Consider the following 15118-nt stretch of genomic DNA (forward strand, 5'->3'; position numbering starts at 1 on the left):
GACTGGGTAATGCCCTCTATAGTCATTTCAGGTTGTTAGTCGGGATAACTTTCATTCATCATAGAGAAACTTGCCAAAGTATGCCTATGATGACCAAGGACAAAGGACAAAGGACAAAGGACAAAAGCAATCAAATTAAGCAAAAAGCGCGATCGCTAGGATTTCATCACTGTGGTATTGCAGCTATAGAAGGGAATGCTGACGAGGAAGCCGCTCAACATCTGAAAACGTGGTTGGCTCAAGGCTATCATGCTGACATGGATTGGATGCAGAATCCTCGCCGCTTAGATATCCATACCTGTATGCCAGACGTTAAATCCGTTATTTCCGTTGCCCTCAACTACTACACCCCTCACCAACGTCCTCAAGGAAACGAGTACGCCAAGATATCCCGTTATGCTTGGGGACGAGATTATCATAAGGTGATGCACAAAAAACTCAAAGCCTTGACCCACTGGTTACAAGCCCAAGGAGAAGGAATCGAAGCTCGTTACTACGTAGACACCGGTCCGGTGCAGGATAAAGTGTGGGCAGAACGTGCTGGAATTGGTTGGATCGCAAAAAATGGTAATCTAATTACGCGAGAGTATGGCAGTTGGGTGTTTTTAGGGGAAATTTTAACCAACTTATCACTCACACCCCATACTCCCCATACCCAGCATTGCGGGACCTGTACCCGTTGCCTGGAGGCTTGTCCGACCGGAGCAATTGTTAAACCTTTTGTCGTAGATGCTAATCGTTGTATTGCTTATCATACAATTGAAAACCGAGCCGAGGAACTACCCTCATCCATCACCCCCCATTTACAGGGTTGGGTGGCGGGGTGTGATATCTGCCAGGATGTTTGTCCTTGGAACCAACGCTTTGCTCAACCAACAGATGTAGCCGACTTTGAACCCTATCCTGGGAATGTCGCTCCCACCTTAGCGGAACTGGCGACACTTTCAGATCACCAATGGCATCAACGATTTCCGGCATCCGCGTTGCGACGCATCAAACCCCAGATGTGGCGACGCAATGCCAAAGCCAATCAACAGAAGTAGACCCACAATATCGCCATTGGACTTAAAATTGTCCAGAATTTTAATAAAAAGATGAGAATTTTTTCTCAGATCGGTAATTTGATTGCTAATCTAAGCGATAGGAAATGCTTTAGAGCATCTTAATATAGAGAATTCTATAGCCCATCAGAGCGAGCCATTATGTCTCAGGATATCAATACTCACGACAAGGCAAACAAGCCATCAACCACCTCCACTGCGATCCAGTCTTGGTCAGCCGAAGCCGATGCGGATAAGTTAATGGATGATTTATTTGCAGATCTTGACCGCATCTTGGAAGGGAGTAGCAAATTACCAACTGAACCGGCTAAACCCGATTATGTATCCTTAAAGTCACTTGTGATGCCTTCCATCACCGCGCCACCCGCTGTGATACCAACTCAAGACTTGGTGGAACAGCCCTCTGAGACGAACCAAGAATCGTCTGAAACCCAGTCTTCAGAAACGAAAGGAACAAAGAGTAGTGAATCCCATGCCAAAAAATCAGGTTGGTCTGTGGATAAATTTTTATGGGTAATGGCTCTAATTTCAGTGGGTCTAACTGCACTGTTGCTACTGATTACTCAAAAACAACGGTTTGCACCCTGGTTGCCCAACTTTATCGCCTCACCGTCTGCTGACACCCAACCCCCCTCAGAAGCCGATTACGAGTTTGGAGAGTATGCGTTGGAGGCGCTAGAAGCCATTGACCGTAAAGCTGAAGCCAGACAACAAGCTGGAATGGCAGGTGGTGGAACAGGTAATCCTAATCTACCTCCAGGTGCGACCAACTCTTCCGGTGCTATCAATCGTGCCATGGGTGCTAATCCACCGGGTACAATTTTGGAACGAATCTACTATCCGGTTTATCCACCCCAGAGTTCCTGGATACCCCCTGTACCCCCTGCCAATTCCTCAGTCGCCCCACCACCAGCCCCAGCGCCTTCACCTGCTGCTAATCCACCTGCACCCACACCACCACCTCCTCAAGTCACGGCTCAAACACCGCCAACACCACCACCAACCGTTGCTCCGACTTCACCTACAGCATCAGCATCGCCAACGCCACCAGCACCGCCACCCCCGCCTCCTGTAAACCATACTCTAGTGGGAGTGCTAGAGTCAGACCAACTTTCTGCTGCCTTATTTGAAATTGATGGGATTACTCAGCGGATTAACATTGGTGAAGCCATTGGCACAAGTGGCTGGATGTTAGTTGATGTGAACAACGGAGAAGCGATTATTCGACGGAATGGAGAAGTTCGCTCGGTTTACACAGGGCAGACGTTCTAAATTAGACGTGATTATCAGGCGATCGCATCACACACTCGGCAAAAAAGTGCCAACGTTCAAGTGCCAAACCCTAAGCGAGTACCGACATGGCAGCTTATACAGTTGCCTAGAAAATGATGCCACAAAAACGCGATCGCGGCGGTTCCGGTACAGTGATTCGCCCCTAATACCTGAACCTTATAGTTCGCCAAGGTTTCCACCGTTGCTTGCCAGCGATCGCGACTCGCCCTTAATAGGTGCATTCCCCCAATTACGGCGTAAAACTTATCGGTTCCGGTGATTTGGGCAATATAATTGAGGGTATTAATTACACCTGAATGAGCGCAGCCTAAAATCACCACCATTCCTGCGGGTGTATCCATAAACAAGGCTTGATCATCCACAATCAAATCCACTTGATTTTGCTGGGAATCGTGCCAAAAATCACCCCCTGTATCTTCTAGGGGATGACACCGGGGAATTGAACCCGTCAAGTAAATACCAGGGATAACTTCTGTCGGTTTATCTGTCCAAACTAACTGATCAATCGTCTGTTTGAGCCTATCTGCATCTTGAATCGGAGAGCCAATATTCCCTCTGGGACTAAACTTGGGTTGTAGCGCCGCCGGATGCAGAAAGAGTTTAGCAATTTTACAGTCTTCTAAGAGAGTCATTAAACCACCTGTATGATCATAATGACCATGACTCAGCGCCACCGCATCTAAATTTTGTAGTGAAATTCCCAACTGTTGAGCATTGTGGCGCAATGTTAACCCCTGCCCTGTATCAAATAAAATGCGCTGGGAGTCGGTTTCAATCAGATAAGACAACCCATGTTCTCCTAACAATCCCCGACCATAAGCTGTATTTTCGACTAAAACGGTAAGCTGACAGGCGTTTTTTTGAGTCTGCATCTGGTACTCTATCATTGAATTTAGGACTTTTTACTTTTTCTGCGATCGCGGAAGTTTCACCACAAACTCCGTGCCTTTCCCTAGTTGGGAACGATAGTCGAGAGTGCCACGATGTTTCTCGACAATTTTATAACTAATTGATAATCCCAATCCCGTTCCCTTGCCCACAGGTTTGGTGGTAAAAAACGGTTCAAACACTCGTGATTTTAGTTTTGCTGGTATTCCCACACCATTATCCTGAACGTGAATAGCCACAGTTTCCTCGTCTACTCTTTGAGTCAAAATATAGATCCTAGGCGGCTTCAATAAATCAACGTCTAAAGCGTCAATTGCATTAATTAGCAGATTCATAAACACTTGATTGATTTCTCCAGCATAGCACTCGACTAAGGGCAAGTTACCATAGTCTTTAACGACCTGGATAGCGGGACGGTTGGGATTAGCTTGCAAGCGGTTTTCGAGAATTAATAAAGTATTATCAATTCCTTCATGCAAATCAACCGCTTTCATCTCAGCTTCGTCGAGTCGCGAAAAGTTCCGCAACGACTGCACAATTTTGCGAATCCGATCGGCTCCAATTTTAATCGAGTCCAATAATTTAGGAAAGTCTCGCTGAATAAACTCCCAATCCAGTTGCTGCAATTTGGCTTGAATCAGGGGAGTGGAATTGGGATAGGATTGCTGATAAAGCTGTACCAGTTCCAAAACATCGTCGATATAATCTTTAGCTGGATTAATATTCCCGTAAATAAAACTAACTGGGTTATTAATTTCATGAGCCACTCCCGCCACCAGTTGTCCCAAACTGGACATTTTTTCTTGTTGGATGAGTTGAGCTTGCGTCTGTTGCAATTGTTGCAAAGCCGCTGTCAGTTCTAAGGCTTTCTGGGCTTCCGATTCAGCAATTGAGCGAGTTTGGGCGTAGAGTTCCGCTTGAGTGAGCGCGATCGCGAGTTGATCGGCTACCCGTTCTAACAAGTCTACGTCGCTGTCACTCCAATGTCGCGTTTTCCCACTGTGACTGCAACAGATAGCGCCAATTTTTCCCGCTTGAGTGTGAACGGGGACAAAAACCACCGCACGATAGTTTAATGTCTCCAGAAAAAATTGGCGTTCGACTGGATCTTGCAACGTCAGGGTATCTTCAATACGAGTCACTTCTTTGCGGGTAATTTTAGCAATTAAGGGAGTAATTTCGGCGACGGGAACTTGACTTCCGTTTAAGGAAGGTAACTCAGGATTTTTGGCTTCAGCGATAACTTCTGCTACGGGAGGAATGGCTTCTGGTACATATAATCGGAAGACGCAGCGTTCTAACTGTAACAAGTGATAAAGTTTATCAACGGCAGTTTCCACCACCGTATTAAAATCAAGAGAAGCACGAATTTGACTAGCAATACTATTCAGTAGTGATTCTCGCTGCGCTAGTTGTCGATATCGAGTTTCCGATTCTTGTAACGCTTGTTCAAATTGCTTACGTTTGGTGATATCAGTACAGGTTCCCACGAGTCGATAAATGCGCCCATTATCATCTTTGATCGGGGTGAGTCCCGTTAGCCACCAAATCGGTTCTCCATCTAGAGTAACGAGTTTTTCATATTGAATCGTTTTTTCCGCCTTAACGCATTCATCATAGAGTTCTATACAGGGCGCGGCGAATTCAGGTGGCAATATTTCCCGCAGTAAACGTCCACGTAGGTTATCTGACGTTAACCCCAAAATTTTTTTAGCCACGGGATTAAAATCGGTATAACGGTAATGTCCTTGCTCATCGATATCGATCACGAAAATAGGATGATCGACTTTTTCATAGATACTGCGTAAAATCTGGCAATTCTGTTGAGTGGAGAGAATAGACATTGCGGTAAATTCCAAAACAATTTAAGCGACACCAACGCCTTTCTCGTTGACGCAGCTACAACTTTAAGCCATTGCATAAGATAAGATAGATCCCCTGATTCAAGCGAAGCGGCTACAGTAATTAATTGGATTGGCTCCTCGTCTATTTTACCACTGTTTAAAATTCATCTGCCGTTGCTACTAGCGTGGCACAGCTAAAATGGTGGAATTTTTACCATTGAATCGGGCGCACGCCATGCGCCCCTACGGTTTCCGTTCTAAATCTCACTTACGTTTCACATCCGTGACGGTGTTGATGGCGGTGTTGATGCTCATGTTTATGATCATGACATTCGCTATCTTCTCTGACCAAAGACCCATTAAGATAGCCATTCACCGCTTTATCTAGATCCGTTTCTTTAGTAATCACGGGTTCAATTCCTTTCTGTTCCAGACGGCTCACCAATTTCTTTCCCATTCCCCCAGAAATCACAACTTGCACATCATCTAATGGGTGGGAGTGATTGGGTTTGCTATTGTGAAACGACTGTTCAGGTGACAATTCCAAAAGCGTTTTAGCGGTTATTTCATTGTCTTTGATGTCGTAAATCCAAAACCTCTGGCAATGTCCAGCGTGTTCAGTTATGCTTGTTTTATTTTGACTGGCGACAGCAATTTTCATGGTTTCTCCTACTTTAAATGAATGGTTGCTAGAACTGGCGTAAAGGTTAGACAGGTGGATGATCGTGAGGTGGGCGAGTGTTGATATTGAGTAAGCGATAAATGCCACAAAAGCCAATCGCCGCACTGAAAGCAAGCAAAGCTGCGGCAATATCCAATCCAACCACTAAGCCAGTATCTTGATAAACACTCAACCCTGCATACAGTAAAACTTGTGCTAAAAGTAAGCGAACAATTTGATCGAAGCGTCCGACATTGTTGAACATGATACCTAATGTAAACGAACAGTAGATTTTTCGGCGTTCTAACACTCTGAACCGATTGCCCGATGGTGACGGCAATCCTTGATTATTGGCTGAGAGTGTTTCCCACATTGCCAGGGAACCTTGTAATTATTTAACTAAGTATATCACTATATAGCTGTTTGTACAAGTAAAAATGCAAGGTAGTAGACACATTGCCGACAATACCTCTACATTGGCGCGGGGAAAGTCTGCTTAATATCAAGTGGTGGTTCATAGTGGTGTAACAAGCCTAAATTGATGGTAATAATTGGGTTCGTAGTAAGGGCTTCAGCCCTCTCCAGCTAGGCGTTAGAGAACTAAAGTTCTCACTACAAACAAAGCCCCATTTTAGTTGGGTCACGGCACTACTTGTATAGCACACCTAATTGGATGGATTAGAACTGTAGGGGCGCACAGACGTGCGCCCTTTTACCACACCGACATCTGCCCAATTCAATGGTCAAATCTATTTCACGATTTTAACTGTGGCGCACCAGGAGTGGTGGTATAGTTATCCGATTAGAATCCCAATTTAGCCAAAACAGGTTTAGGTGAAACAACGTGCTTGTTAATCCCCAGTTTTCCCGGCTTAATCCCTAACGCCAAGCCAATAATTTCCGTGATATAAAGAATGGGCAGCTTATAGGAAACATTGTATGCCTTCTCAATATCCGGCTGTCTCAGTTCTAAATTATTAGCACACAACGGACAAGCCAACACCATACAATCTGCCCCTAGGGATTTTGCCTCATCTAACAGGCGCTTCGTCAGTTCAAACGCTACCTTTTCCTGAGGAACAAGAATCGGTCCCCCACAACATTTGGTCTTTGACCGGAAATCAACCACCTCCGCCCCACAAATCTCAGATAATTTATCCATCGACATGGGGAAAACTGGAGAATCCCATCCCGTTAGTTCCTGGGGTCGAGTCAAAAGACACCCATAATAACAGGCAACTTTTAAACCCCGCAACGGCTTTTTGATCCGGCTAGAAATATCCACATCATTCGCCAAGACATCAACAACATTTCTCACCTTAGTATTAGAGTCAGAAACCGACATCCCCATCTGCGATAGAATCGGCGTAATCTTATTGCGTTCCGTCTCGTTTTCTAATGCCTTGGCTGCCTTGGCTGACTTGTTGTAACACCCCGAACAGGATGCCAAAAGATCGCGATTTTTCTGCTGCGCCAGCACCACATTTCTCGCCGCTAACGCCATCCCCACCTCATGAGACACCCCAGCCGCGATGGAACCCCCACAACAGGACCAATCTTCAAGTTCCTCCAGTTCAATTCCCAGTTCTTGCATCACCATCCGGGTGGAGATATCAAACTCCTTGGCTGAGGAATGGAGGCTGCATCCTGGATAGTAAGAATAGGTCATTTTTCACTCGCTTTTTCTAATGCTTGATTAAATATTTTGGAGTCTTTCACTTTAGCCGGAAAGGGCGACAACTTACCCCGAAGCGCTAATTTAACACCCAACTCGGCTTGTTCCAACATGGCTTCAATCCCGCCATATTGATGCATGAGTTCCGGTTCAAAGACAATCCCGCGTTTCTTGACTAACTCCACAAAGATCTGATTAAATCGGGTCGAGTCATTCTGAATTCCTTCGCGGATGGCAAGGGCTTTAACCGCCTCAATGACATCTGCTGGTCGTACTCCACGGGGACATCGGGATGTACAGGTGTAACAGGAGGTACATAACCAGAGGGTGTTACTTTTAAGTATCGTTTCCCATTCACCCCGTTGCAGCAACAGAATCAGCTTCCGGGGGGAAATATCCATGCGGTCAATATTGGTACATCCACCACTACAAGTCCCACATTGCATACAACTCGCGATCGCGGCATTCTCACCCCCCTCAGCGATCACTTTATCCATAAACTTTTGACTGATTTTATCACCATCAACCTGGCGATCAGTTTTGATACCAAAGAAGCATTTCTTTTTGGCGACCATTGATTTAATCCTCACTGATGTACAACCTGCTTTTGACTGGCAAAATGCCCATTGGTCGCTGATTCAAATGGGGAGAGAGAACCAACCTTAGTGGCGAGAAACCCGGCAATTTCTGCCGCCGCAGAACGCCCATCTGTAATTGATTCAGCAATCGCTTTCGGACCCGTTGCTGTCCCCGCCAGAAAAACACCTGCCCGTGCCGAATAATTGTTAGAATATTGAGTATGGGCGGTTTCATAGAACCGATCACAACCCACTTTTAGATCGGCAATTTCTGCCAGTTCCGTATTCCCACACATTCCCACCATTAACACCAATAAGTCCACCGTTAACCGCATCGGTCTTGCTGTTAATGTATCTTCTACCCTTAACAATAAACTGCCATCATTTTTCTCATTTGCCTCAGACAGCCGACCTCGGATGAACTGAACCCCATATTTTTCCTGAGACGTTCGGTACAGTTCCTCATAACCGCGACCAAACACCCGAATGTCCATATACAGACTGTAAATTTCACAATCAGGGATCTGTTCTTTAATTTCAATTGCCACCTTGACCGCATTGGTACAGCAAACTCGGGAACAGTAATTATTATTGACTTTCTCATCGCGAGACCCGACACAATGAACCATGGCGATTTTCCGTGGTGTTTTTCCCAATGCCGTTTTTACTTTTTGCTGTTTTAGCATGGCATCGAGTTCAACCGAGGTGATGGAATTATCGTAGATATCGTATCCATACTCCTCTTTAAACGATGCATCAAAAGGGTTGAATCCCGTCGAAACCAGAATTGAAGCCGCCTCAATTTTTTCCCCAGTTGAAGTGGTTACGGTAAAGTTGGGGGCGGAACCCTCAATCTGATTCACTGTACAATTGTTTAAAACCCGGGTTCCATGCAATCCACCTTTGAGTTCAGCGATAATTTCTGAAGCATCGGTAAAATCAGGAAACACTTTATACCATTTCTTTAAATGTCCCCCTAATTCGGCTTCTTTCTCAATTAACGTGACCTCTTGTCCTAACTCGCTGAGTTTTCCAGCCGCCGCCATTCCCGCTGGACCACCACCAATTACGACTACGTTTTTACCCATTGTTTTCATCCTTGCGATATTTGCCAGTTTTGCCGTTTGTCAAGTCATCCCCTTACAAATGACAAGTGATAATCTTTAATATCCCGACCCACTTAAAACGAATGTCACTGGTTTAAGCTGGGTTCGTAGTAGGCACTTTAGTACCAGAAGCGAAGACAGCGCTTACTACAAACTAAAATGGTCGTCTCCGTTCTTCAGCCGTCTTAGATTTGTCATAAGGAATACCAATTTTATCCAGTAACGGTTCGACCGGAACGGCTTTGGCATTCAGTCCACAATCTTTAAAGGGGTCATAGCCTAACAGCAATCCAGTCAGTTGGGCATAGTCTAAAATAGACACGTTAAATTCTTCTTCCAATACTTCTTTAATCGTGCCTTGTTCAGCATCCATAAATACCGTACAACCCGGACAGTTGGTTAAGATTAAATTACAGTCTGGGTGTGCTTCTTTCAAGCTAGCTAATTTCTTATAAACACTCCCAGCCGTGTAATCCCGGTTTTCAGGAAACGCACATTGACGGAAGCCCATCCCACAACAATGTCGGCGTTCGGGATAATCAACAATTTCTGCACCAAAGGCTTCTAAAAGTCCCACTAACACTTGGGGAAATTCTGCCCCACCCATGGCTTCACCGGGGAAAATCTTCCCATAATGGCAACCGACGTGATCTGTGGCTTTGATTCCTTTGAGGCTATATTTAGCTTTTTCAGCCAGTTTATGACGATTGGCAAAGAAGACATCTGACGCATGAACAACCGAAGGTCTACCACCGGATACATGAGGAATCCAAAACTCCCGACCCGTTGTTTCTTTTAATGTCTTTTCGGTGTATTCCAGTAAATCCGGTTCTTCTTCCCAAAGTTTAATTACTTCCGTATAGTTAGCAAAAGAGGTGACACAGAAGGAGAAAAGATTATCCACACCTTGTTCATAATGGGCGATGGAAAAATTTCTCGCCGCAATTACCATCTGAGTTTCTAGGTTGTTGACATCGCCGTGATATCCAATTGCCCCACAGGAGGTATGACCAGGGGCTTCCCGCAGTTCGATACCTAGGTCATTTTTTAAGATTTTATAGGCGACGCCTTCGGTGTAGGGGGCGGCACTTTGGAGAAAACAACTGCGGAAGCATCCCCATAAGTTTCCACCTGGTTCATCGACGCTGGGAACTTGTTTTTGGTGTCTTTCCCAGGCTTGGTTTTTTCCGGCTAATTTCATGATTTTTATCCTAATTTATTTGATTTCGTAGTTGCGGCTATCCCCAGTTTCTAACCAGGTTTGCCAGTATTTTTCCACTTCCGCTTTGCTGCCGAGTTTCTTTTCCATGCCTTTTTCCACGGCATCCATTAAGGAGACGGCACCAGTTTTTTGGTAAATTGTCCGCACTTCTTCCATGTCTTGTTCCGGAATCATCCGGTGGGAACCGGGGCTATTTTCCAAATCCATCGGCACACCCCACCATTCGCGCATTTCTCGCATGTGATCGTAATAGTATTCCCAGTTCTCACCCAGTTCAGGGAAATGAGAGGGGGAGATGTTTTGGGCGAGTAAGGTATAGCCGCGTTTGAGCATATTTTCCCCAAACACCCGCTTGGCGATTAATTGCTGTCGTCCTTTTTCCGACTCAGCAAAGTAACCGTAATGAATGGCGAGTCGGCGTAAGGCAAGAATGACTGAGGCGACGCTGTTGCCTCGGGGACACCGGGTTTTGCAGGAGAAACACTGTCCGCAATACCAAATCTTGTCGGATTTGAGTAATTCTTCAATCAGTTCGTCATCTTCGGATTGAACGATGTTCATTACCTCTCTGGGAGAGTAATCGTTAAACTCGGCTGCCGGACAAACGGCAGTACATACACCGCAATTCAGGCAGGCATTCATGCCGTGCTGATACAAAATGTCTTGTTTTAGCTCATTAAATAGTTTGCCCATTGGTAAACCCCTTTGACTGACGCGACTGAGTGACGCCTCTCGTCGATGTATGCATTATATGAGCAATTAGTTATATAGTGTCAAGGGTTTGCCCAAAAATTTTTTCGGGGAACCATTTTGCCCTCTACTCACCGGCTTCCCCAAGGGCGGGTTGAGGCAAGGTATCAGCTTGTGGCATAAGCTATCTGTAAAACCCGCCCCTACAGTCGGTTCTCTCACCATGACAGCGAAGCCAACCTATTTATGGTATGTAATAATATGACTAATCAGTAAACAAGACCGAACCGCACAACATTACTCCTTATGCCTAATCGCACAGCGACCAAACCCAAGACCAAGAAAGCGACTTCATCAACAGATTGCGGTATCGCCCAACTCTCTCCTGTGGCGTTGACCTTGATGGCAGATTTTTTCAAGGTACTCTCGGAAGTCAGTCGGCTACAGATTGTCTGCTGCTTGAAAGGCGGTGCAAAGAACGTCACGGAGATTATTGAAGAAACCGGACTCGGACAAGCTAATGTATCGAAGCACCTAAAAATACTCAACCAAGCGGGAATTGTTTCCCGTGAACAGCAAGGGGTTTGTGTCTACTATAAGATAGCTAACCCATTTTTGTTTGAATTGTGTGATCTCGTCTGTGATACTCTATCCCTGCAAGTGGAGCAGCAAAGCCAGCAATTACAGCAGCTAGCCGTACTACGTCAAGGTCGCTGATGAACCCAACCCCTACAGCATTGTTGGATTCTACCATCTTCCCAAAGAAAGATGCTATTGTAGCCAAATAAAGCGATAACTTGTTTGGTGTTACTTGAGACGTAATGGTGCGGTGGCACGAAACCTGAATCAAAAAAGCCTCGATCTCGCCAGCTTCCCGCGAATGGCATTGACCGCGACAAGCCTATTGGGATGCTGGATTGGCGTTGTTTTAACTCAGCCTGCGATCGCGCAAATTACTCCTGATGCTACTTTGGGTGATGAAACGTCGATATTGACACCGGGCGATAACCCAATAGACATTCTGATTCAAGGCGGCGCTCAACGGGATTCTCACCTATTCCACAGCTTTGAACAGTTCAATGTGGGAGATGGACAACGAGTTGATTTCGCTAATCCTGGCGGGATTGAAACCATTTTCACTCGCGTCACTGGTGAAAACAGTCCGACGAATATTCTGGGAACCTTAGGCGTCGATGGATCAGCGAACCTGATTTTGCTGAATCCCAATGGTATTTTTTTTGGTGAAAATGCTCAATTAAACGTGTCCGGTGCATTTCGCGCCACGACAGCAGACAGCATTATTTTTGAGAATGGGCTAGAGTTCAGCGCCACAAATCCTCAACCCCCGTCCCCTTTACTCACCGTTAACGTTCCCCTAGGCTTACAATTTGGAGCCAATCCCGGCATGATTGTCAATCAATCCGTCGCCCAGAGGGATGGAGAAGTCGTGGGTCTAGCGGTGCAACCTGGTCAAACTTTATCCTTAATTGGTGGAGATGTGGAGTTAGAAGGGGGTCATCTAACCGCACCTGGGGGAAAAATTGAACTGGGTTCTGTTTTTGATGGAGAGTGGAATCTTAATTCTCCCCAATCCTCGTTCCTGAACGCTACAAATTCGACATTAGGCACGATTCAATTGATAGAACAAGCCACAGTCAATGCAAGTGGTGCAGGCGGGGGCGAGATTCTGGTGCAAGGACGACAAGTTTCTGTCCGGGATGGGTCACAAATTTTATCCATTACCCAAGGATCTCAACCTGGAGCTAATTTAACCATAAACGCTTCTGAGTTAGTCGAAGTGGTTGGCGCTGCACCGACTGATGATGGTTTGGTTCTCAGTAGCATTAAGGCAAATACAGTCGGTGCTGGATCAGGGGGAGATTTAACCATCAATACAGGACAACTGCGGGTGCAGGGTCGAGGATTAGTCTCCGCCTCAACCTTTGGTAGCGGGACAGGGGGAGATCTGACGATTCGGGCTTCCGACTCCGTAGAACTGAGTGGTTCGGGATTTGAGGCTTTGCAACTCAGCGTTATCTTAAGGGCGTTAGCCACACCCGAATCATTGACACCCGAACTATCAGAACTATTAAAGACATTAGGTTTACCTCCCCCACCCTTACAAGTGTCCGATATAGAAGGATTTGTTGGAGGCGGACTTTTAGCGGGTACTCAAGGAAGTAGTGCATCAGCATCAGCCGGTCGTTTAACCATTGACACGAATCGGTTAGTCATGGGGAATGGCGCGATCGCGTCTACACCAACCGGGGGTGCTGGGAGAGGGGGAGATGTCTTAGTCAACGCTTCTGAGTCCGTTGAAATATCCGGTTCTGCCTTTGTCACCGGGGCGTTTCAAGGAACCACAGGTGATGCGGGAAATCTTAGGTTGAATACACAACGCTTATCCCTTAAAAATGGGGGACTCCTGCAAACGGTTACCTTTGGTCAAGGCGATGGTGGAAGTTTGCAGGTGAATGCCTCTGAGTCTGTGCAAATGGACAGTACGCCCATTGGCGCTCTTGCTCCCACAGGGATTTTTGCCAACAGTATCTTTAGTACAGGGACAGGCGGCGACATCACCGTAAATACACGCCAGATGATTATGCGCGACGGGGCGCAAGTGGGAAATCAGACGGGTGCATTGACGGGATTGGGGTTAATTCCAGTCGGGGGTCCCGCTGGAGATGTTGTCATAAATGCGACTGATTTTATCGAAATTGACGGCTTATCCCCGGATGCTCGCTTTATTAGTGGTCCAGGAACCACCAGTTTTAGTGGTGCGCCCGCAGGAGATGTAACAGTTTCCACTCAAAATATGATCATTCACAATGGGGCAAATATTTCAACCACCACCCTGAGTGCGGGAGATGGAGGCACATTGACGGTTAATGTCTCCGATACCTTGGAACTCATCGGTACGGGCATTTCTACCGGGGGAGGAGTCACCGTCGAAATTCCCAGTAGTTTAGTTTCTTCCTCCGGACGTGCTGACTTTCCCGCCTTGCAAGCCACTGGGGACGCGGGTGTTTTAAAGGTAAATGCAGGTCAACTGATTATCCGGGATGGGGCAGAAGTTGCCGTGAATAGTCTTGGTTCAGGGGATGCGGGGACATTAGAAATTGTCGCCGATTTGATTCAATTAGACAATCAGGGAACAATTAATGCGGCGACAGATTCGGGTCAAGGTGGTAACTTATCCCTGAAAACTCAAAACTTGCTGATGATTCAAGAGAGTCAGATTACCACAGATGCCGGGAATACAGATGGGGGTAATATTACCATCATCACCGATACCTTAGTCGCTGACGAAAATAGCGATATTACTGCCAATGCTCAACAAGGTCGAGGGGGACGAGTTAGTGTTACGGCTCAAGGTATTTTTGGCACTGAGTTTCGGGAGAAATTGACACCAGAAAGTGATATTACAGCCACCTCTGAATTGGGTCCTGAGTTTAGTGGTACTGTGAATATTGTGATCCAGGGTATTGACCCCTCTCAAGGATTAGTTGAGTTCCCCGAAAATTTCACAGATACCAGCACACTTATTGCTCTTGGCTGTGCTGCTAATGAAGGGAATTACTTTGCCATAACGGGGCGCGGTGGCTTACCTGCCAACCCAACTCAACCCCTTACCAGTGAGACAGTGTGGTCAGATGTACGCAATTTGTCTGTGGCATCTTCCCCATCGTCTGTCGCTAAAACAGAAAACAATTTCCACTTTTCCCGACCCAATCCTCAACCTCAAATTATTGAAGCACAAGGCTGGATTGTCAATGAAAAAGGTCAAGTTGAATTGGTAGCTAATTTACCGGAAGCTTCTCCCCAACGTCCTCGATATAAACCACAAACTTGTTCTTTTTAATTCTTGGGAGGAACTCAGATCAAGCAAAAAAACTCTGCGCCCCTCTGCGTAAACCTCGGCGTACCTCTGCGTTAAAAAAACATAATTTCGATGCGAACTTATATGATATGAACTCAACATCATACCCTTGAGCGAAGTGTCAATACTGCAAATTAAGTCAGGGCGGGTTTTGTACAAACGTTATGATCAATAGCGAAACATAATTTCCTAACTGCAAATTAAGTCAGGGCGGGTTTTG

Annotated in this window: 13 protein-coding genes; 4 read left to right on the forward strand and 9 right to left on the reverse strand. The window is 46.0% G+C overall.

All coding sequences use genetic code 11. From position 1 onward, the window contains the following. Window positions 1-86 precede the first annotated feature (86 nt). Both queG and MC7420_RS05070 read left to right on the forward strand, forming a co-directional pair. Window positions 87-1043, forward strand: a complete 957-nt coding sequence (gene queG, locus MC7420_RS05065) for a tRNA epoxyqueuosine(34) reductase QueG (protein ID WP_006099020.1) — start codon at window positions 87-89, stop codon at window positions 1041-1043. A gap of 159 nt (window positions 1044-1202) precedes the next feature. Further along, on the forward strand, window positions 1203-2333 hold the full coding sequence (locus MC7420_RS05070) for a hypothetical protein (protein WP_006098875.1): 1131 nt from the start codon (window positions 1203-1205) through the stop codon (window positions 2331-2333). Between the two features lie 56 nt (window positions 2334-2389). Here the strand turns inward: MC7420_RS05070 and MC7420_RS05075 are convergent, their stop codons facing one another. The 9 genes from MC7420_RS05075 to MC7420_RS05115 form a co-directional block, all read right to left on the reverse strand. Further along, window positions 2390-3226 (reverse strand): MBL fold metallo-hydrolase, encoded by an 837-nt coding sequence (locus MC7420_RS05075; protein WP_006099120.1) that lies wholly within the window; start codon window positions 3224-3226, stop codon window positions 2390-2392. Between the two features lie 30 nt (window positions 3227-3256). After that, the gene (locus tag MC7420_RS05080) at window positions 3257-5086 is read right to left on the reverse strand and encodes a PAS domain-containing sensor histidine kinase (protein ID WP_006099076.1); all 1830 of its coding nucleotides are present in this window, start codon (window positions 5084-5086) and stop codon (window positions 3257-3259) included. 268 nt (window positions 5087-5354) lie between these two features. Further along, a complete protein-coding gene (locus MC7420_RS05085; protein ID WP_006098951.1) occupies window positions 5355-5747 on the reverse strand; it encodes a NifB/NifX family molybdenum-iron cluster-binding protein in 393 nt (130 codons plus the stop codon). 46 nt (window positions 5748-5793) lie between these two features. Next, window positions 5794-6120: a YgaP family membrane protein gene (locus tag MC7420_RS05090; RefSeq protein ID WP_232231642.1), complete on the reverse strand. Its 327-nt coding sequence runs from the start codon at window positions 6118-6120 to the stop codon at window positions 5794-5796. Between the two features lie 429 nt (window positions 6121-6549). Next, window positions 6550-7416, reverse strand: coding sequence for a CoB--CoM heterodisulfide reductase iron-sulfur subunit B family protein (locus MC7420_RS05095; RefSeq protein WP_006098868.1), 867 nt, complete (start codon window positions 7414-7416; stop codon window positions 6550-6552). Then, on the reverse strand, window positions 7413-7997 hold the full coding sequence (locus MC7420_RS05100) for a 4Fe-4S dicluster domain-containing protein (protein ID WP_006098865.1): 585 nt from the start codon (window positions 7995-7997) through the stop codon (window positions 7413-7415). Before MC7420_RS05100 ends, MC7420_RS05095 begins: the two co-directional genes overlap by 4 nt. A gap of 11 nt (window positions 7998-8008) precedes the next feature. Next, the gene (locus MC7420_RS05105; RefSeq protein ID WP_006098818.1) at window positions 8009-9088 is read right to left on the reverse strand and encodes an FAD-dependent oxidoreductase; all 1080 of its coding nucleotides are present in this window, start codon (window positions 9086-9088) and stop codon (window positions 8009-8011) included. A 172-nt stretch (window positions 9089-9260) separates the two neighbouring features. Then, on the reverse strand, window positions 9261-10307 hold the full coding sequence (locus MC7420_RS05110) for a heterodisulfide reductase-related iron-sulfur binding cluster (protein WP_006098842.1): 1047 nt from the start codon (window positions 10305-10307) through the stop codon (window positions 9261-9263). A 15-nt stretch (window positions 10308-10322) separates the two neighbouring features. Further along, complete coding sequence (locus MC7420_RS05115) at window positions 10323-11021, reverse strand: 4Fe-4S dicluster domain-containing protein (RefSeq protein WP_044205158.1); 699 nt, start codon at window positions 11019-11021, stop codon at window positions 10323-10325. A gap of 303 nt (window positions 11022-11324) precedes the next feature. Here MC7420_RS05115 and MC7420_RS05120 point away from each other — a divergent pair, with 303 nt between their 5' ends. Together MC7420_RS05120 and MC7420_RS05125 are read left to right on the forward strand one after the other, a co-directional pair. Continuing rightward, a complete protein-coding gene (locus MC7420_RS05120; RefSeq protein ID WP_006099097.1) occupies window positions 11325-11735 on the forward strand; it encodes an ArsR/SmtB family transcription factor in 411 nt (136 codons plus the stop codon). Window positions 11736-11847: 112 nt separating this feature from the next. Continuing rightward, entirely contained in the window at window positions 11848-14880 is a 3033-nt protein-coding gene (locus MC7420_RS05125; RefSeq protein WP_006098924.1) for a beta strand repeat-containing protein, read from the forward strand. The last annotated feature ends 238 nt before the right edge of the window (window positions 14881-15118 follow it).

It is taken from the genome of Coleofasciculus chthonoplastes PCC 7420, assembly GCF_000155555.1.
Classification (GTDB): Bacteria; Cyanobacteriota; Cyanobacteriia; order Cyanobacteriales; family Coleofasciculaceae; genus Coleofasciculus; species Coleofasciculus chthonoplastes_A.